Here is a 20,489-nt window from a genome sequence, read left to right on the forward strand (position 1 = left end):
AAGCTTTGTGTGTATGGGGAAAGTAGACGTATTGAAGGAAACTACCCCGCTTTCATCAGAAGATTGCTTCTTGGTCATGCAACGCCCGAAATCGGGGTTTAATTTTCCGTTACATGTACACATGGAGTTTGAGTTGAACTATCTGGAGAATGCCGCTGGTGCTATCCGGATAGTTGGCGATTCGGTCGAGGAAATCGATGATCTGGATTTGGTGTTGATCGCGGGAGGAACGAAGCATGCTTACTCGAACCATAAGTGTCCGTGTAATGGGATCTTTGAGATAACGATACAATTTCATAAATCGTTATTTGATAGCTTAATCAATAGACGGCATTTCAAGACCATGAAGGATATGTTTGATAACGCTTCCAGTGGTCTTGTTTTCAGCCGGGAAATGATACTTGGCATTCAAGATAAATTAAGAATGTTGTCGAACGATAACAAGCCGGATTCTTTCAAGAACCTGTTGCGTTTGGTCGAGATTCTTAAGATTCTATCTTTGGATAAAGCAGCCCGTCGGTTGAATGCCGTGAACACGGTAAAGAACTATAATAATAACGATACCGATCGTTTAGATAGTATCATGTTATATTTACACGAAAATTATCAAAAACGTATCACCTTGTCGGAAGTGGCTAAGTTAACAAATATGAGCGATGCCTCATTGATGCGTTTCTTGAAGAAGTGGACGGGAAAGACATTTATCGATAACTTGAACGAGATCCGGGTAGCCGAGGCGGTATGCCGTTTGACCGATACAAGTGACAGTATTTCTGAAATATGTTACAGGTGCGGTTTTAATAATCTATCGAATTTCAACCGGGTATTCAAACGGCGTAGGGGGAGTACCCCTACAGAGTACAGGGAGAAATATTCCCGTTCGAGGTTTATAATTTAAAACATGATTTAAAGCATGTTTACATTGATTTGTGTCAAGTGTTGATGATATAGTATTATTTATTGCACATATAGTATTTGGTGGTCTTTGCTAAAGCCCTTACTTTTGTAAAGTTCAAGTGAAAGAGATTAGCACTTAGACAAAACAAACCTTAACTAAAACGCCAAAACCAATTATATCAAACACAAAAGGTATTTTTACATTGGTCTAAAGAATTGAGAATTAAAAACACAACTAGAAAACGACTGCCTGAGAAGGTAGTCGTTTTTGCATTTATAGTCTTCAACCCCTTTGTAACCCAGAATAAATATGTATATTTGTCTTCGCAATTTTTAATCACCATAAATTTAAAAGAAGAAAGTATGGAAAACAACAAACCTGCCAATAACGAGATTCAGATCGAGTTATCTGAAGAGATGGCACAAGGAACTTACGCCAATTTGGCTATTATATCTCATTCAAGCTCTGAATTTATCCTAGATTTCATCCGGGTGGTTCCGGGAGCTCCTAAGGCACAAGTGAAAAGTCGCGTAATCTTAACTCCGGATAACGCTCAACGTTTGTTATTCGCTTTGCAAGACAATATCAAGAAATTTGGGGAGCAACTTCAAGCAGGAAATAATAATAACAAAACAGCTAATTTTGAGGACTTCGCAGGTCCGACAGGAGAGGCTTAATAGATTTGTTTTCAGCCATAGAAAGAGTACTTTTCTACAAGAGTAGGGGAGTACTCTTTTATTGTTGGGATGGCTCGTTTACATTGAAAAACCTTGATGCCTATTCTTAGATGCTTACAATGGGCATTCTTAGGTGTTAAGAATGCCTGTTATAAACACCTAAGAATGCCCATCGTAAAGAATACCCTATCTCTCTATCCTAAAGATTAGATAATCCCATCAATATTTTCTTCAATACGGTTTGTGCGGAGATCTCACGGTTTGCCGCCTCGGGGATTACGATACTTTGCGGGCTCTCTATCACATCATCGGTAACGATCATATTGCGGCGAACCGGCAAGCAATGCATGAAATAAGCGTTATTCGTAAGCGCCATTTTCTCAGCGTCTACGGTCCAGCTACGATCTGTGCTGATTACTTGTCCGTAATTCGGATCTTTATAAGCGGACCAGTTCTTTGCGTAAATGAAATCCGCTCCTTCAAAAGCCTTCTTCTGATCGTATTCCACTTTAGCGTTGCCTACGAATCTAGGATCAAGCTCATAACCTTCCGGATGAGTGATAACAAACTCATAATCTGTAGCGTTCATCCATTCGGCAAAGCTGTTTGGTACGGCTTGCGGCAATGATTTCGGATGAGGAGCCCAAGTCATGACTACCTTCGGACGAGCTGTTTTCTTATATTCCTCTATCGTGATCAAGTCGGCGAAACTTTGCAACGGATGGCGTGTCGCCGCTTCCATGCTAAATACCGGCCGGCCGGAATGCTCGATGAACTGACTCAATATCTTTTCGTTATAATCATCTTCTTTATTCTCAAAGCGTGCGAAAGAACGGACCCCGATCACATCGCAGTAACAGCCCATTACAGGAACAGCTTCCAGCAAATGCTCCGGTTTATCACCATCCATGATAACACCTCGCTCTGTTTCCAGCTTCCATGCACCTTGGTTAACGTCCAAAACGATCGTGTTCATACCTAAGTTCATGGCAGCCTTTTGGGTGCTTAAGCGGGTACGTAGGCTTGAGTTGAAAAATATCATCAACAACGTCTTGTTTTTTCCCAGTTCACTAAACTGGAAACGATCTTTCTTGATCTCGAAAGCTTCATTAAGCGCTTGTTTCAAGTCACCTAAATCCTGTACGCAAGTGAAATGTCTCATATCTGTTACAATAATATTTTGTTAAAGGCAAAGATAATGACTACTTGTCAATTATCCTTTAGAAAGGCCAAGGAATTGTTTAAGAGATCGTATCCGGAGGTGTTATGGGTAGTTTGAAACTGAAGGTAGAACCTTTCCCTTCCTCCGAGTTCACCCAAATGGTACCTCCCATGGCGGTGACCAGACCTTTACAGATTGAAAGTCCCAATCCGGTACCCGGTTCAAATTCGTTCAATTGCAGGAATCGCTCGAAGATGTGCCCTAGTTTGTCCTTCGGGATGCCGTTGCCTGTATCGGACACGTAAAATTGCACGCTGACCGGATACAACGATTGGTATCCGAAATGAATTTCTCCTTTCTCCGTATATCGGAGGGCGTTAGAAAGTAGTTTTTTCAAGATAAGCATAAGCTTATGTTTATCCGTGTGAAGAGATACGTTTGGAGAATCATCCAAGATTAACCGTACGTTTTCGGATATGCGGGGAGAGGCGTATTCGTATACATCGTGCATGATAGCGAGCGGATTTACATCCTCATATGACCAATTGATCGTATTGGACTCGATTCTGGACATCTCGAGTGTGTCATTGATTAATTCGAGCAAAGCCGTGTTATTTTCTTTAATCATGGAAATATACTGTTCACGCATTTCCGGATCATCTTCCAGTCCTAACATATCGGAGAAGCCGACGATGGCATTTAACGGAGTCCGGATCTCGTGCGTCATATTTGCCAGAAACGTAGATTTCAATAGGGAAAGATCCTTGGATTTCTGATGATTCGCGATAGCTAGCTCGTCGTTTTCCTTTTCGATAATGCTACCTATAATGACATGTGGGGTGCCGCTTTCATCAATATCCATGCTTTTACCCGATATTTCATACATCTTATAAGTCCCGTCTTGATTCTTCAGGTGGAAGGTGACGTTGTGAGACGATAATTTCTCGTCCCGGATTTTATTGAACAGATAGAAGAAATCCAAACTATCCTCGGGCTTACGTACGGATGATAAAGCCCTACATATAAACCTGTTTTTATCTAATAGAGTATTGGTCGTGCCGTAGAATTGAAAACAGCGGTTACAATGCTTTTTGTCGCAAGTGGAGAAACGGTCGAAGCTGAATGAGTAAGCGGCTAATTTACCGTCTTCCAACGCTTGCCGCATCAATATCCGGCTCTCGTTCAATTGTCCCATCAATAGTTTATTTTCCCTGTCAGTTTCTTTTTCTCCCTGCTGCGTAAGCCAAAGCGTATACCCGCTAAGCCCCTGTTCATCGGTATAGATGGGTTCTACTTTAAACGTGACGGGCTCTTCGCATATAATTGCGTCACCTTTTCTTAAAGATGACTTCAAGGAATCGGTTAGTACGATATTATTAAATAGATGTTCTATAATAAAGTCATGCTTATCCGCCAAGGAAAAATGAGCGAACATCGCCTTATTCAAGTCTATCAGATTTCCTTCCGTATCATAGATAGCCCCTCCTAAAGGACAGGAATAGAATGTATTTGAAACTAAAGTATTGAAAATATTTGAATCTATTACTGTTGACATTATTCGTTTAGATTTAAGTGTTGTTCTAGAAGAAAGAGACAGGCGAGTTCCTATATTCTCGTCTGCCCGTCTCCTTCTATGATGTATTTATAAGTCGTTAATTCAGGAAGCGCCATCGGTCCCCGGGCATGTAGCTTTTGGGTACTGATTCCGATCTCCGCCCCGAATCCGAATTGGGCCCCATCAGTAAAGGCGGTAGATACATTTGCGTATACGCAAGCGGCATCTACCAATTGCTGGAAGCGCCGGATAGTTTCCGGATCTTCGCTGATTATGCTTTCGCTATGTTTTGAACTGTACCGGGCGATATGTGATAGAGCCTCGTCTAAAGAGGATACGGTACGGATACTCATTTTGTAATCGAGGAACTCGGTACCGAAACTGTTTTCGTTAGCCTGTTGTAAAAGCGTCTCCGGATAATGTTCAGATAGAGCGGCATAAGCCGGTTCGTCCGCATAAATGATTACGTTGCTGTCCGGAAGCTTTCCACAGATATACGGAAGATCAGATAGACGTTCTCGGTGGATGATTAAGCAATCCAAGGCATTACATACGCTGACCCTCCGTGTCTTTGCGTTATTTACGATCTCACGTCCCTTGCCTTTATCTCCGGAGCGATCAAAATAGGTATGACAGATACCAGCCCCAGTCTCGATCACCGGAACTTTCGCGTGTTCCCGGACGAAGTGAATCAAGGAACTGCTTCCACGAGGAATGATTAAGTCAACCAAGCCGACCGCTCCCAGTAATTCCGCCGTAGCCTCTCGATCCGGAGGTAGTAAAGTGCATACCGCCGGATTTATACCCTGACGCTCCAATACAGAATGGATGATGCGTACCAAGGCTCGGTTGGAGAAGTCCGCATCCGATCCACCCTTTAGCACGCAAACATTACCGCTTCGGAAACATAAGGAAAAAACATCGAAGGTAACATTCGGACGAGCCTCATAGATCACGCCGATCACCCCGAAAGGCACGGTTACTTTTCGGATAACCATTCCGTTCGGGCGGGTAGTCTCGCTCAAGACCTTATTTAATGGAGAAGGTAATGTCGATACGTTCTCCATATCGGCGGCTATACCCTGTAACCGTTCCTCTGTCAGTTTCAACCGGTCGTATTTTGGGTTTGCCGGGTCCATACGTTCCAGATCTTGGCGATTCGCAGCGAGTACCTCCTCCGTATGAGTCCGTAGAACCTGCGCTGTCTCCTTTAAGATCCCGATAATCGTTTGATCCGATAGCGTTATCAATTGTTTAGCCGCATCCGATGCCTGTCGCAGCATATCTTTTACATTCATACTTTTTAATCCAAATATAGATAATCATAATGTATAAGCGGTTTTAAATCCCGTTGCCCTATTTGCTTACGTGCTTCCTCGCTGTCATAGGCGGTACAGCCTACGCCGATTTGCACGCCTTCCTCATTCATTATCTTTACGATATCATCTTTTTCGAAATCACCCTCGATGCGGGTTACTCCAACCAATAATACGCTAGTCGCTTTCGGGGCGGTCAATGCTTCCTCGGCTCCTTTATTGATATGTATTTCCCCTTTGGCGAAACCCTCGGAGTGGGCGATCCATTTCTTTACGCTGCTGACGGGTTTCGAGGCCGGAATGAAACGGGTGCAGACCGTGTCGCTATCCACCGCCAATAACATCGGAAGGATATTATCCTTTTTGCCGTTGGCGATGATAACCGCAATACCTTCGTCTGCCACTTTTTGGGCGATATGACATTTCGTCAACATACCTCCGCGTCCAAAGGATGATTTGCTAGTCTGTACATATTCCGACAAATCTGTTTTCCCACATTCGATTTCCCGGATCACGGAACTATCCGGGTCCGACGGATTTCCATTGTAAATCCCGTCTATATTACTGAGAATCACCAAGGCATCCATTCCCATCATCGTAGCGATCAAGCCGGATAACTCATCATTATCCGTGAACATCAGCTCGGTTACGGATATCGTATCATTCTCATTCACGATGGGGATCACCTTGTTTTCAAGCATTACCTCCATGCAATGCTTCTGGTTCAGGTAATGCGTACGACTCCCGAAATTCTCTTTTGTAGTAAGCACTTGCCCGCAAGTCATGCCATGCTCCCGGAATAACTCGTAATACCGGTTGATCAACTTGGCCTGTCCTACCGCCGAATACAGTTGCCGGGCTGATACGGGATCCAGCTTTTTGCCGGCCTTTATCTCGCTTCGTCCGGAAGCCACGGCACCGGAGGAGATCAAGACGATCTCCATACCTTGCCGATGCAAGTCCGCTACTTGGTCAACCAACGCGGACATGCGGGTGATATCTAGCGTCCCATCCTTGCGGGTCAGGACATTACTTCCTATTTTTACAGCGATCCTTTTCAAGAAAGTTATGATTTATTATTTATTATCTTTATCCCGGATCTCTACCCGTCGGATCTTTCCGCTGATTGTTTTCGGCAGTTCGTCCACGAATTCGACAACACGGGGATATTTGTAAGGAGCGGTGACACGTTTCACGTGATTTTGCAATTCTTTGATCAAGGCATCACCCGCTTTATCCTTATAGTCCTTCGCCAATACGATCGTGGCCTTTACTACCTGTCCGCGGATCTCGTCGGGGACACCGGTGATAGCACATTCCACTACCGCCGGGTGAGTCATCAAGGCACTTTCCACCTCGAACGGCCCGATACGGTAGCCGGAACTCTTGATCACGTCGTCCGCGCGGCCAACGAACCATAAGTAACCATCCTCGTCACGCCAAGCCACGTCTCCCGTGTAATACAGGCCATCGTGCCAAGCTTCCCGGGTACGTTCCGCGTCCCGGTAATATTCCTTGAATAACCCGATAGGCTTGCCATTTGTTGTGTGTATCACGATCTGTCCTTGCTCGCCATCCTCCGCACGGCTTCCGTCCGGACGCAATAAATCGACATCGTACTGCGGGTTGGGAACACCCATAGAGCCCGGTTTCGGCTCCATCCACGGGAAAGTGGCGACTGTCAGCGTAGTCTCTGTCTGGCCGAAGCCTTCCATCAATTTAATGCCGGTCAACTTATAGAACGTGTCGAACACGGCGGGGTTCAAGGCCTCGCCGGCGATCGTGCAATATTGAAGGGATGATAAATCGTATTTAGTCATATCCTCACGAATTAAGAAACGGAAGATCGTAGGAGGAGCGCAAAGCGAGGTGATCCGGTAATCCTGTATCATCTGCAACATATCAGCAGGCGTGAATTTCTCGTGGTCGTAAACAAATACGGTCGCTCCGGCGATCCATTGCCCATATAGCTTACCCCAAACCGCCTTGCCCCAGCCCGTATCCGCGATCGTCAGGTGAAGGCTGTCTTTATGCAAGTTGTGCCAGAAACTACCGGTCACGATATGCCCCAGTGGATACGTAAAGTCGTGGGCCACCATTTTCGGGTTTCCAGTCGTACCGGAGGTGAAATACATCAAAGAGATATCGTCATTGCTATTTGGGTGAGACGGGCGGACGAAAGGAGCGGCGTTTTGGATACCCTGTTGGAAATCCTCGAAACCTTCCGGTATTTCCGGCCCTACGGATACGACACTTTTTACGGTCGGTGAGTCCGGCAAAGCCTCTATGATATGTTTCGTTATCACTTCCTCTCCGGCGCAAACGATCATCTTGATATCGGCGGCATTCGCACGATAAACGATATCTTTCTTGGTCAGTAAGTGTGTAGCCGGTATCACGACAGCCCCTAATTTATGCAATGCGATGATAGAAAACCAGAACTCATAACGGCGTTTGAGTATCAGCATCACCATATCGCCATGTCCGATCCCCAAGGATTGGAAATAAGAAGCCGTCTGGTCCGTATACCGTTTCAAGTCGGCAAACGTAAAATCAATATGCTCTCCATGATCGTTTGTCCAACATAACGCTTTCTTATCAGGTTCTTCCTCCGCCCAAGCGTCTACCACATCATATCCGAAGTTGAAGTTCTCCGGAACCTTGATCTTGAAGTTTTTAATAAAATCTTCTTGCGACTCAAACGTCGTTTTATCTATAAATCTTTCTAACATGCTGTTGATCGTTTATAAAATGACGGCCAAGAAACTGACCTTTTCCCCATCCAGCGCTTTCATACCGTGAGGAAGCTCTGAGTTAAAATAAATACTATCACCTTCTTCTAAGATAAGATCTTTATTGTTGATCTGTAGTAACAGACGTCCTTTTAATACCATATTGTATTCTTGCCCCGGATGGGAATTGAGATACATCGGCTCATCCTCTGGTTTGGGATGTACGGTTACCAAGAAGGGGTCCGCTTTACGTCCGACGAAACCGGCGGCCAATGATTGGTACTTATAGGCTTTCGTACGCTCTACGGCAACACCTTTTCCGTTACGAGTAATAAAGTACGTACTCATTTTAGGCTCGTCGCCAAACATCAACGTGGTTAATTCTACGCCATAAGCCTGTGAGATCTGGTGCAATACGCTAACGGAAATATCAACCGTGCCGCTTTCCAGCAGCAAATATTGCTCAGTCGTGAGGTTGCAGACCTTTGCCATTTCTTCCGGCGTAATCTCCAGTGCGTCCCGTAATCCGGCCAGACGCTCCGCGATTTGTTGTATCTGTTCGTTCATTTTGCTGAAGTTATTGTATTATGTCGCTCCAAAGATAGGAATAAAAAGCAAAAAGAAGGTGAAAGCCCTTGTTTTCTTTTCTAATTAACAGGTATGGCTTGTTTTTAATACAAATGACGCAGATAATACGGATAAGAATAGTAAATCCGTGTCATCTGCGTCTGAAAGATAAGCATCTAATACTTATTCAGCATTTTTCTTTAGCCATTCTAACCGGCGCTGATCCGGGAGGTGTTTTACCTTGAAATGCTCGAATGTCACATTAAATCCTTTCCCGTCGGGACAAGCGGCCATAAACCCGACTTGTACGGGGATATTGTCTTGTAGCCAAGCGTTACGCATAAGGGTGTATTCCTTATCATCGAATGAGTAGAAGATCTCCACGGCGTCCAATCTCCGGACTGCTTTTATCCATACATAAGGGATCGCTTTGTCTAAGGTGATAACGCTCCAGTCGGAGGTCTTATGCGTAACGACCGCGCTTAGGTTGTATTTACCATCCACGAACTCTATACCGGCTTTTATATAATTTTCATGATTGATACGAAGCATTAGGCCGGCTTGGTCAAAACGCTGCTTGTAATCGCCGGTTATCTTGACTTTCACTTCGAATTCACCCCCATAAGTCGCATAATAAAAAGGAGCGTCATCTACCGTAAACCCGTAATGGGAAATCCTCCAATAGTCGCTTTGGGGAGTGACCTGCATGGAAAGCGACTTGTCTTTAATCTCCCATTGCTCCGGCTCGTTGAACCATTGCATCTTATCCAATGATTGCGCCCCGCAAAATTGTAAAGAGGCGACAATAACAAAACTCAGTAACACTAATTTTCTCATTTTACTTCTTATTTCTTATTTTGATTCTTTCTATTCCCGTAAGAGGTTAATGTTATTAACCTTACCTCCGGCAAAGGTAACGTGTTATTATAGATTGCGCAATGATTCTGAGATTTTATCTAGGAAGGAAAAGTAAGGGTTAATGTGTTTTTGTCTATTCGTATTTGATAACCTCGACCGGACAGCTTTCGGCAGCCTCTTTAATACCCGCCTCGAAATCATCGAAATTAACTCCTTCGTTTACACGTGAGCGATCTGTAACTGTGAATACTTCCGGGCAAATGCCCTCGCATGTACCGCAAGCGATGCAATCCTCCTCAATCCAAACTCTTTTAATTGCCATAATTTTATTCCTTTAAGATGATTAATATGTTAATGTAACAAACAACTTTCGCGGATTGTTTTCGGGAGAGGCCTTTTAGATCATTGTATAGACCGTGAAATGAGCTTATCTTTGGTTGATATATATTAACGTTTATACGCCACTGTTTTAAAATAAATTTGCTACGTTTACAGCAGAAAGTTTCATTGAATAACCATTTAAAAAATCTGAAGTATTATGGATAATGCTATTTTTAGATTTCCTAAACCCATTAATGAGCCGGTAAAAGCGTATGCTCCCGGATCAAGTGAAAAAGCATCCTTAAAGAAAGCGTTGGCGCAGATAAGTTCCGAGGAATGGGATATTCCTCTGGTAATTGGCGGAAAAGAGATCCGTACGGGTAATACCGGTAAGGTCGTTATGCCTCATGATCATCATCATGTATTGGCTACTTATCATAAGGCGGGCGAGAAAGAAGTACAAATGGCTATCGACGCCGCCATGAAAGCGCATAAGGAATGGTCAGAACTTCCATGGGTGGAACGTGCGTCTATTATGCTTCGTGTAGCTGAGTTGTTGGCTACGAAATATCGTTATATCCTGAACGCTTCGGTTATGTTGGGACAGAGCAAGAATCCGTTCCAAGCGGAGATCGACGCTCCCTGCGAATTGATCGATTTCTTGCGTTTCAGTACCTTCTACGCTAGTCAAGTATATGCCGATCAACCTTATTCCGAGACGGGTATATTGAATCGTATGGAATACCGTGCCTTGGAAGGTTTCGTGTTCTCGCTCACGCCGTTTAACTTTACGTCGATCGCTTCCAACTTGAATATGGCTCCGGCTATGATGGGCAACGTGGCGGTATGGAAACCGTCTACTACGGCGATCCATTCGAACTATTTCTTGATGAAGGTTTTCCAAGAGGCCGGCTTGCCCGATGGCGTAGTGAATTTCATCCCGGGACAGGGTAGCGTGATCGGTAAGGTGATTACGGGCAGCCGTGATTTGGCGGGGTTCCATTTTACGGGCTCTACCTCTACGTTCAATACTTTGTGGCGTCAGATCGGAGAGAACTTGGGGCATTATAAATCTTATCCAAAAATCGTAGGCGAGACAGGTGGCAAGAACTTTATCTTCGCTCATCCTTCCGCTCCGGCGTTGGATGTGGCTACCGCTATCGTACGCGGCGCGTTCGAGTATCAAGGGCAGAAGTGCTCAGCGGGTTCTCGGGCCTATATCCCGGCTTCTCTCTGGAAAGAGGTGAAAGATTACGTGGGCGATATGCTGAAAGAGATCAAGATGGGTGACGTGCAGGATTTCACGAACTTTGTCAATGCCGTGATCGATGAGGCTTCGTTCGATAACATCATGAGTTATATCGATTACGCAAAACAGTCTCCGGACGCAGAGGTTCTTTTTGGTGGTAACGGGGACAAATCTGTTGGTTATTTCGTGGAGCCAACGGTTATCCAGACCACGGACCCGATGTTCAAGAGCATGGTAGAGGAAATCTTCGGGCCGGTGATTACGATCTACGTATATGACGACGCTAAATATGAGGAGACTTTGGAACTTTGTGATCGTACTTCTCCGTACGGATTGACGGGTTCTATTTTCGCCCGTGATCGCTATGCGATTGATAAGGCATTCAATACCTTGCGCTATTCGGCCGGTAATTTCTATATCAATGATAAACCGACCGGCGCCGTGATCGCCCAGCAACCGTTCGGCGGTTCCCGTGCGTCCGGAACGAATGACAAGGCCGGTGGCCCGTTGAACTTGATTCGCTGGACGAATCCTCGTTGTATCAAGGAATGCTTGGTTCCTCCGACGAGCTACGGGTATCCGTTCTTAGGTGAGAAATAATTGTCATAATTAAGAAAACCAACTGATTATGGGGGGAGACGGGGCACGCCCCGTCTCTACGCCATGACGTTACCTTTATCTATATACGATATGTTAGACTTTAATAATACCGAGATCGCTTTCTCGTCGAAGTCGCGGGGAGAACTACAAAATGCTTATTGGCTTTTTAATACGATAAAATATCCTTGGTTGGTAAAATGCGCTAAAGTAGCCACGAGTATAGCCTTGAAAATACATTTCCCGCTGGCTTGGGCGGTGAAGCCTACCTTATATAAACAGTTCGTAGGGGGGGAGACCTTGCAGGACTGCTCCGCTGCCATCAACCACTTGATGAAATACAACGTGAAATCGACGCTCGATTATTCGGCGGAGAGCGAGCAGACCCCGGAGGGCATACAAGCGACTTTCGAGGAAACCTTGCGCTCGATAGATTTTGCGAAAGGAAATACGAATCTGGCCTATGCCGTATTCAAACCATCCACGATCACGACCGATGAGTTACTGGCCAAAGCTTCCGAGAAACGGGAAGAGCTTACGATAGACGATGTCCGGCATTTCCGCGAGTTCCGCGAGCGTTTTATGGCGCTTTGCCAACGGGCTTACGATAACGACGTACGTATTTTAGTGGATGCGGAGGATTATTGTTTCCAAGATGCCATCGATGCGCTTACCGATGAGGCGATGCGTAAGTTCAACAAGAAACGTGCGATCGTATTCGCCACCTTGCAAATGTATCGTCATGACCGGATGCCTTATCTGCGTCGTATCTACGATAACGCCGTGGCGAGAGATTATATCGCCGGCGTGAAATTCGTGCGCGGGGCTTATATGGAAGCGGAGCGTGCCCGTGCGGCGGCGTTGGATTATCCCGATCCGATTTGTAAGGATAAGCAGGCCACGGACGAGAATTATGATGCGGCGGTCCGTTTCACCATGGATCATTTAGATCGTTTTGAGATGTTTATGGGAACTCATAATGAGGAGAGTAATTATAAGTTGGCGAAATTGATGGACGAGAAGGGGATCGCCCGCGATGACTCCCGTGTTTTCTTTGCGCAGCTATTGGGAATGAGTGATAATATTTCCTTCAATTTAGCCCATGCGGGATATAACGTAACCAAATACGTACCGTACGCCTCGGTAAGGGATGTACTGCCGTATTTGATCCGGCGTGCGGAAGAGAATACTTCTGTCGCGGGGCAGACCAGCCGGGAACTCCGGATGTTGGAGATGGAAATGGCTAGGCGGAAAGAACATAAACCTGCCGAGGGCAGGTAAAGTAGTTTGTCAGCATATTTCGGGGCGTATTGGTGCTGGCAAACTACTTTGTCTGCCTATTTTTATTTACTGGCCTTCAGTCCCCGGATCACGGAAGAGGTAAAACCGGAAAGTTCCATCTCATTTAGACCCTTGATCGTGATTCCGCCCGGAGTCGTTACCTTATCGATTTCCATCTCCGGGTTACTTTTGTTCTCGAGCAACAAATCAACGGCGCCTTTCACGGTATGTACCACGATCTCTTGCGCTTGTTTCGGATAGAAACCCAATTCCACGCCGCCTTCTATCGCCGCGCGGATATAACGCAAGGCGAAAGCGATGCCGCTGGAAGCCAATGCTGTTCCTGCGCCCATCAACCGTTCTTCTACCAACATGGCGTTGCCAAGCTCGTTGAAGATATGGATGATTAGATCCGTTTGCTCCTTGGAGGCGTTGCGGGCGGAGACGAAAGTCATGCTGCTCATCACCTCGATAGCCGTGTTGGGCATAATCCGGAAGATCGTGGGAGTAGCCAGACAATCGAAGTCCGTGTTCTTGGTCAAATAAGTATTTAACAGATCAAAAGTCACGCCAGCCGCTACGGATACGATCATTTGTTTCTCGAAGTCGAGCACCGACTTAATCTCATCTATAATCATTTCTACACGCCAAGGTTTAACGGCGATTATAATGATATCAGCGTTTCGTGCCGCTTCCACGTTATCATGGGTCAAGATAAAGTCCGGATCGATCTTTCTCATCTTCTCCAAGGTCTCGTCCGATTGGGCGGTACAAGTGATATCAGAGGCTTTGAACATGGTTCCTTTCGCTAAACCTCGGGCGATCGCTCCACCGATATTACCCGAACCGATAATAGATATTCTCATTTTGCAGATAATTAGTTATATATTATGTTTCCTGAGGAGGCAAACTTAGATAAAATATCTCAAATACGTACGACTTTGTAGGGTTAGCTACGGATAAAAAACTTACATTTGCGGGTGATACGGACTTAATACTAATATTAATATAAAATTTTACATGAAAAAGACTATTCTAGTTTCAAGCATGCTATTCGCTCTGACGCTGTCCGCTACGATCCAAGCGCAGGACACGGAGAAGAAAGAGAGCGAGGAGGGATTCGTGTTCACGACCGTGAAAGAGAACCCGATTACATCTGTTAAGAACCAAAATCGTGCGGGCACGTGCTGGTGCTACTCCTCATACGCTTTCTTGGAGTCTGAGTTGCTTCGTCTGGGAAAGGGTGAGTATGACTTATCCGAGATGTTTACGGTATATAACACCTATCTGGATCGTGCCGATGCTGCCGTGCGTACGCATGGGGATGTGTCGTTCTCGCAAGGTGGATCTTTCTATGACGCGCTCTATGGAATGGAAACATTCGGCTTGGTTCCGGAAGAGGAGATGCGCCCGGGCGTAATGTATTCCGATACGTTGAGTAACCATACCGAGCTTTCCGCCTTGACCGACGCTATGGTGGCCGCTATCGCCAAAGGAAAGTTACGCAAATTGCAGTCTGATGAGAATAACGCCATGTTATGGAAGCAGGCGGTCGCTGCCGTACATCAGATCTACTTGGGGGTTCCTCCTGAGAAATTCACGTATAAAGGGAAGGAATATACACCGAAATCTTTCTTCGAGTCTACAGGTTTGAAGGCTTCGGATTATGTCTCATTGACTTCTTATGCGCATCATCCGTTCTATACCCAGTTCCCGCTAGAGATTCAGGATAACTGGCGTCACGGTATGTCGTATAACTTGCCGCTGGATGAGTTTATGGAGGTCTTTGATAACGCGATTAATACGGGGTATACGATCGCTTGGGGTTCCGACGTGAGCGAATCTGGTTTTACTCGTGACGGAGTGGCCGTTATGCCTGATGATGAGAAGGTACAGGAGTTGAGCGGTTCCGATATGGCTCATTGGTTGAAATTGAAACCGGAGGAAAAGAAGCTGAACACAAAACCGCAACCTCAGAAATGGTGTACGCAAGCAGAGCGCCAGTTGGCTTATGATAATTATGAGACGACCGACGACCATGGTATGCAGATTTACGGTATCGCCAAAGATCAAGAAGGTAACGAGTATTATATGGTGAAGAACTCGTGGGGAACCAACAACAAGTATAACGGTATTTGGTATGCTTCCAAAGCATTTGTCCGTTATAAGACCATGAATATCGTGGTTCATAAAGATGCCCTGCCTAAAGCGATCAAAGCCAAGTTAGGTATCAAATAATCGGTCCGCTAAGGATGGTTTAAATAAAAACTAAACCCCGATAGCTTCCGGCGATCCGGTAAGACTATCGGGGTGATCTATATATACAAAGATGTGCTGCCTATATTATTGAACAAGTTTTAGTGTGTAGTTAAGATCTGCCGCCGCTTTTTGCAACGCGTCGTTCATCAAGGTCAAGTTATCCCCTTCTACTAGGAAATAAATGACGGGTTCGCCATCACTAGGAATCAACTCGTAGATTACTGCGCTAACGTCATCGGGAGCTCCGTGCTTTACTTTTTGTTTACCGGTTGTAATGGCTTTCTGAGGAGCTTTCTTCGCCGCTCCGGTGCTTGAGGCTACTGCTTCCGGTACGGTATAAAGAGCATCCAACTCGAATACGCCTTCCTCGTCTGCGTTATCTTGTTGATAATACAAGGTTAAGTCATAATCTACATTCACGCTATCCGGAGAAGTCAGGGTTCCCTTATACTTTTTTTGGATAACCGGTCCCTTTTTAGGATCAGCCTTCAAGGAATCTCTCATATTCACGGGTTTTGCCGGTTGAGTCGCCTTAACAGAATGGATCAGTGGCAGAGACGGAGCGTCCGGAGCCGCCGACATTATGGCGAATTCTTCTTCCTCTACTTCTACGGGTACATCCTTTTGGGCTTGTTTCCCGCTACATGCGGCCAAAAATGCCATAGCCGCTACTGCGATAAAATACTTTTTCATTACCATTATTTATTTTATTAGTGACGTTTGGACATATAACATAAAATCCCCCACGATTTGTTTCGTGAGGGATCATTTTTAACTATTTACCGTGAAATATTTATTTCTTTGAAGGCTCTACCCTGTCATCCAGATAGGGAGAGGCCGGGATCGTGGAAGCGCTTCCGTCTCGTCCGGCGAAATAGTGCGGTGACATGATCTCTACGCCAGCCTCATTGAATACGTCCTGTATGTTTTGATGCAGGTCGGAATAGATATCCCCGAGTTTATCGGCGTCCTTTATATAAGCGTTGATTTGATAACAGGGATAGTAATCGCTTAGTTCGGTCTCCAATACGAAAGGCTTCGGCTCTGGCAATACCCCGGTGGTCTGGCGGGCGGCATTGATCAATAATTGATGAACTTGCCGCCAAGGTACGTCGTAGCCGATCGTAACCGTGCTGTGGATGATTAATCCGTATTGCCGTGCGGATACGCTATAATTTGTTGTATGGGAGGACATGATAAAGGAGTTCGGGATGGTCACTACCTCATTCTTAGGGGTACGTAAACGGGTGACAAACGGAGTCTTCTCGATCACGTTGCCAGTCGTCTCGTTTAGTTGGATACGGTCACCCAATTTAAAGGGCCTCATATAAGTAATGACCAGCCCTGCGATGATATTTCCGATCACCGTACTGGAACCCAACGATATGATCAAACCGACAAATACGGATATGCCTTGAAATACCCCCGAGTCCGATCCCGGCAGATAAGGATAGATCATGGCGATCATAAAGGCGTATAGCAGGAAACGGATGATATTAAACGTCGGTTGCGCCCAATCCGGGTAAAAACCTGATATTTTCAGGTTCTCGCTCTCTATCTCGTTGGCTATGTATTGGATTCCTTTTACGATGTATTTGATACAGTAATAGATCACCAAGATGATAAACAAGTTCGGAATATAGGAAGCTACCGATTTAAAGATCATCTTTACCGGCTCCAACAAGTAGGAGAATATCTTCAAGGCTAGATCTTCTGTTTGCGGGAAGATAGCGAAAAGGATCGGTACACTGATGGTTAATTGGATTAGTAACACGATCCATCGTATTACGTTGGTGAAAAACATCAATACGCGTCCTTGGCGATGTGTGTTGAGAAATTCATAATCCCGGATGGTAATAGATCTGAGTCGGTTCTGCTTTAACCAGATAATTTTCCTGCGTAGTTTCTTAAACAGATAGTTGGTCAGCTTAAACAGGAAATATTGGATGATAATTACGAGGATGAACAATAATACCCGTTTCGCTATCTGCAAGATACTATGTTGCTCCCTTAGCTCTTGTATCTTGTTTTGGATAATCGGTTGATATTGTTCTGCGAGGGCTATACGACTGAGATTTTGCCATAGGGCATCTTGATCGGTGATACTTAGGATAACCTTATCTCCGTACATGATATCCGTTACGTATTCGCTGTCATAGATATAGATGGAATCCTTCTTCAAGGAATGCGAGGTCCCGATCTTTACCATGATATTGAGGATGTCCTCAGCCCGGTCAACCGGAGTGCGACCTCCGCGCTTGGCGTAAAGGTGAAATAAGGTATCCCCCTCTACGACTACAGGTACGCCGGGAGTCAGTGCCCGAAGGGAATCGATACGGTTTCGTTGCTCGGCCCTTTTTAGGGAGTCGGCGGTAGCGTTGCTGTTTTTCGTGTTTTCCAGCTCGTCTTTCAGTAAGATCTCGTTTAGTTTCATCTCTTGCAACTGGAGGGCTAGCTCCTGCATCTTGATGGAATCCTGCCGATGTTGCTCATCGAGCGAAAGCGTATCGGTTGGGGTAACTGGTTCCTCCGGATCATTGCCTAATGTCGTAGACAATAGTTCTTCGGCCTTTTCCCTTAATTGGGCGTTGGACACCGTTGGCAGGAAACTGATTCCTGCCAAGATCACTAATCGCAATAAAAATTGTTTCATTGAATCGTGGATTAACTATTTACCACCGGCCGGAAGATGCTCCAGCCAGTATTTAGCCATTGTCTTACGTAGGTGAAGAGTCGTTCCTTCCCTTTCGTTGATGCTATGGCTACGCATCGGGTAACTGATTTGCGTAAACATCTTTCCGTTCTTGATCAACTTGTTCACCAGCATCTCGCAATTTTGGTAATGCACGTTATCATCTCCCGTACCATGAATAAGCAGCAGATTACCTTCCAGTCCCTCGGCATAGGTAATCGGGGAACCTTTGCGGTAGCCTTCCGGATTGTTCTGCGGAGTATTCATGTAACGTTCTTGGTAGATCGTGTCGTATAGGCGCTGGTCAGCGACAAAAGCGATCGCTATACCGGTATGGAATACTTTCGGATAACGGAACATGCAGTTCAAGGTTTGACTGCCGCCGCCGCTCCATCCGGTAATGCCGATCCGGCTGGCATCGATAAACGGATATTGACGGGCCATATCTAAAATACCTCTGCTTTGATCCTCGGAGGAGAAAGTGCCCACTTCCCCGTAAATACATTTACGCCATTCACGCCCACGAGGAGTATTCGCGCCCCGGTTCTCTATACTCACCACGATATAGCCTTGGTTCGCCATATATTGTTGCCATAAATCTCCGTTACCCCATACATCTTGTACGGTGGCGCTCGCCGGCTCGCCGTATACCTCTATGATAACCGGGTATTTCTTGGATGCGTCGAAATCGACAGGTTTTATCATCCATGCGTCCAAGGTTAGATTGCCGGACTTGACCTTGATAAATTCTTTCGGGTTTAATCCTAAGGCGGCGTATTGATCCTTGGCTTGGGCATTATCCTCAAGCATGCGTACGGATTGATGTTTCGGGAAAGAAACCATGTCGATAACGGATGGGGTAGAGGCGTTACTATACGTATGTATAGCCCATTTGCCGGTGGGTGACATGTTGTAGCGGTGCTGTCCGGATTGTTCCATGGGGCTTACACGCTCCACTTCTCCATTGCCGAATGCTTTAGCCCGGTACAAGTAGCGTTGGGTGAAATTGTCCGGGGAGGCTATGAAATAGACCCAGCCCTTTTGTAGATCGGTCCCGACCGGCGAGATATAATCAAAATCACCTTTGGTGATGGGTTGTATCTCTTTTCCGTCACGGCTTATCCGGTATAAATGCCGCCAGCCACTACGCTCGCTTTCCCATGTGAAATAGTGGTTGTCCTTTAACCATTGTATGTTATCATTCGTGTCCAGCCATGCGGCATCCGTATCGGTGAAGATATTATTCAGCGAGTTATCGGATATCTTGGCGATCCATACCTTATTTGTATTCTGCGGGCGGTTTAGTTGCTGTATGAACAACTCGTCGCTTTCGGGGATGAATTCCATACGGGGCAGGTAGTTGTTCCGGGGATCTCCGGGTATGGCGATCCAAGTGGTGTTCCCGCCGGTAGAGGAAACGTAGCCTACTTTTACGGCTGAATTGGTGGTTCCTGCCTTGGGGTATGGGAAATGAATTACCTTTGCGTAGATGGAGTCTACATTATTAATAATGTCGAACACTCCCGTTCCTTTCGTATCGCTTTGCCAATAGGCGATATGCTTTCCGTCCGGGCTCCAGCGGAAACCATCCCGGCAACTGAACTCCTCCTCATATACCCAATCGAAGGTTCCGTTGACAATCGTATCGCTTCCGTCTTTTGTTAGCTGCGTGATTTTCCCGGAGTCTATATCTTCTACATATATATTATTGTTGGAAACATAGGCCACACGTGTGCCATCCGGAGAGAATTTAGCGAACATCATGGAGGATTCCGGCATTCCTTTTCCCAATTGACGTAAAGCGCCGTCCTTTAGGTTTAATACCCAATAGTCACCCCGTGTATCATAACGCCATACCCGTCGGGTATTGTTATAAATCAAGACTTTCTCATTATCCGCACTCCAAGAGACGCTACGTACGGGGATAGGCCTTCCGGTAGATTTGTCCGTCAATAGGGATGAGGGGATAATGACTTCACGGGAGTTATCTTTCGCTCGATAGGCGACGATATCCGTGCCTCCGGTTTGCTTATTATTTTCCAAGCGGCTATAACGTTCACCGTCTTTTAGCCAAGTCATGCTTCCGATGCCTTTTGTTTGTATGATGTTACCGGCAACTATATCCTCAAGATTCAACGCTTTTTGTGCCATGCTTATACCTCCCGACAGAAGGCTGATCGTGGCGATCGCTATTAATTTATTTAGTTTCATGTTGTATTAGTTGGTTACTACTATATTTATGCAAAGAACGGAAAGTTAGTTGATATAACAAAATGGATTTGTATATTCGCGCCTCGGAAATCAAGAATAATCATAATTTAATTT

17 protein-coding genes are annotated in these 20,489 nt (G+C 45.6%); 5 read left to right on the plus strand and 12 right to left on the minus strand.

Annotation, left to right across the window (positions count from 1 at the left end):
* The first annotated feature begins 13 nt into the window (after positions 1 to 13).
* Together DW205_RS04475 and DW205_RS04480 are read left to right on the plus strand one after the other, a co-directional pair.
* Positions 14 to 898 carry an AraC family transcriptional regulator gene (locus DW205_RS04475; RefSeq protein ID WP_005854224.1) on the plus strand — a complete coding sequence of 295 codons (885 nt, stop codon included), beginning with the start codon at positions 14 to 16 and terminating at the stop codon, positions 896 to 898.
* A gap of 362 nt (positions 899 to 1,260) precedes the next feature.
* Positions 1,261 to 1,575: a DUF3467 domain-containing protein gene (locus tag DW205_RS04480; protein ID WP_005854225.1), complete on the plus strand. Its 315-nt coding sequence runs from the start codon at positions 1,261 to 1,263 to the stop codon at positions 1,573 to 1,575.
* A gap of 199 nt (positions 1,576 to 1,774) precedes the next feature.
* On the opposite strand, the gene DW205_RS04485 is transcribed toward DW205_RS04480, so the two are convergent.
* From DW205_RS04485 to DW205_RS04520, 8 genes are all read right to left on the minus strand, one after another.
* The gene (locus tag DW205_RS04485) at positions 1,775 to 2,737 is read right to left on the minus strand and encodes an N-acetylornithine carbamoyltransferase (protein ID WP_005867250.1); all 963 of its coding nucleotides are present in this window, start codon (positions 2,735 to 2,737) and stop codon (positions 1,775 to 1,777) included.
* Between the two features lie 79 nt (positions 2,738 to 2,816).
* Positions 2,817 to 4,292: a HAMP domain-containing sensor histidine kinase gene (locus DW205_RS04490; protein ID WP_005867251.1), complete on the minus strand. Its 1,476-nt coding sequence runs from the start codon at positions 4,290 to 4,292 to the stop codon at positions 2,817 to 2,819.
* 50 nt (positions 4,293 to 4,342) lie between these two features.
* Positions 4,343 to 5,590, minus strand: a complete 1,248-nt coding sequence (locus DW205_RS04495; protein WP_005867252.1) for a glutamate-5-semialdehyde dehydrogenase — start codon at positions 5,588 to 5,590, stop codon at positions 4,343 to 4,345.
* 5 nt (positions 5,591 to 5,595) lie between these two features.
* The gene (gene proB, locus DW205_RS04500; protein ID WP_005854230.1) at positions 5,596 to 6,669 is read right to left on the minus strand and encodes a glutamate 5-kinase; all 1,074 of its coding nucleotides are present in this window, start codon (positions 6,667 to 6,669) and stop codon (positions 5,596 to 5,598) included.
* 15 nt (positions 6,670 to 6,684) lie between these two features.
* Positions 6,685 to 8,340 carry an AMP-binding protein gene (locus DW205_RS04505; RefSeq protein WP_005867253.1) on the minus strand — a complete coding sequence of 552 codons (1,656 nt, stop codon included), beginning with the start codon at positions 8,338 to 8,340 and terminating at the stop codon, positions 6,685 to 6,687.
* 12 nt (positions 8,341 to 8,352) lie between these two features.
* Positions 8,353 to 8,907: a helix-turn-helix domain-containing protein gene (locus DW205_RS04510; protein ID WP_005854235.1), complete on the minus strand. Its 555-nt coding sequence runs from the start codon at positions 8,905 to 8,907 to the stop codon at positions 8,353 to 8,355.
* 183 nt (positions 8,908 to 9,090) lie between these two features.
* Complete coding sequence (locus tag DW205_RS04515; protein ID WP_005854236.1) at positions 9,091 to 9,744, minus strand: DUF1349 domain-containing protein; 654 nt, start codon at positions 9,742 to 9,744, stop codon at positions 9,091 to 9,093.
* 154 nt (positions 9,745 to 9,898) lie between these two features.
* Positions 9,899 to 10,087: a ferredoxin gene (locus tag DW205_RS04520; RefSeq protein WP_005854237.1), complete on the minus strand. Its 189-nt coding sequence runs from the start codon at positions 10,085 to 10,087 to the stop codon at positions 9,899 to 9,901.
* A 216-nt stretch (positions 10,088 to 10,303) separates the two neighbouring features.
* Here DW205_RS04520 and pruA point away from each other — a divergent pair, with 216 nt between their 5' ends.
* A complete protein-coding gene (pruA, locus tag DW205_RS04525; protein WP_005854238.1) occupies positions 10,304 to 11,935 on the plus strand; it encodes an L-glutamate gamma-semialdehyde dehydrogenase in 1,632 nt (543 codons plus the stop codon).
* Positions 11,936 to 12,025: 90 nt separating this feature from the next.
* The gene (locus DW205_RS04530; protein WP_005867254.1) at positions 12,026 to 13,213 is read left to right on the plus strand and encodes a proline dehydrogenase family protein; all 1,188 of its coding nucleotides are present in this window, start codon (positions 12,026 to 12,028) and stop codon (positions 13,211 to 13,213) included.
* Between the two features lie 62 nt (positions 13,214 to 13,275).
* On the opposite strand, the gene proC is transcribed toward DW205_RS04530, so the two are convergent.
* Positions 13,276 to 14,079: a pyrroline-5-carboxylate reductase gene (gene proC / locus DW205_RS04535; protein WP_005867255.1), complete on the minus strand. Its 804-nt coding sequence runs from the start codon at positions 14,077 to 14,079 to the stop codon at positions 13,276 to 13,278.
* A 154-nt stretch (positions 14,080 to 14,233) separates the two neighbouring features.
* Between proC and DW205_RS04540 the strand changes: the two genes are divergently transcribed.
* Positions 14,234 to 15,451, plus strand: a complete 1,218-nt coding sequence (locus tag DW205_RS04540; protein ID WP_005867256.1) for an aminopeptidase C — start codon at positions 14,234 to 14,236, stop codon at positions 15,449 to 15,451.
* A gap of 105 nt (positions 15,452 to 15,556) precedes the next feature.
* On the opposite strand, the gene DW205_RS04545 is transcribed toward DW205_RS04540, so the two are convergent.
* The 3 genes from DW205_RS04545 to DW205_RS04555 all read right to left on the minus strand — a co-directional run bounded on the left by DW205_RS04545 (position 15,557) and on the right by DW205_RS04555 (position 20,375).
* Complete coding sequence (locus DW205_RS04545) at positions 15,557 to 16,165, minus strand: hypothetical protein (RefSeq protein WP_005867258.1); 609 nt, start codon at positions 16,163 to 16,165, stop codon at positions 15,557 to 15,559.
* A gap of 100 nt (positions 16,166 to 16,265) precedes the next feature.
* The gene (locus DW205_RS04550) at positions 16,266 to 18,125 is read right to left on the minus strand and encodes a mechanosensitive ion channel family protein (RefSeq protein WP_005867260.1); all 1,860 of its coding nucleotides are present in this window, start codon (positions 18,123 to 18,125) and stop codon (positions 16,266 to 16,268) included.
* A 15-nt stretch (positions 18,126 to 18,140) separates the two neighbouring features.
* Positions 18,141 to 20,375 carry a S9 family peptidase gene (locus tag DW205_RS04555; protein WP_005867262.1) on the minus strand — a complete coding sequence of 745 codons (2,235 nt, stop codon included), beginning with the start codon at positions 20,373 to 20,375 and terminating at the stop codon, positions 18,141 to 18,143.
* Positions 20,376 to 20,489: the final 114 nt, after the last annotated feature.

Origin of the sequence: Parabacteroides sp. AM17-47, from assembly GCF_003434625.1 — a bacterium.
Classification (GTDB): Bacteria; Bacteroidota; Bacteroidia; order Bacteroidales; family Tannerellaceae; genus Parabacteroides; species Parabacteroides distasonis.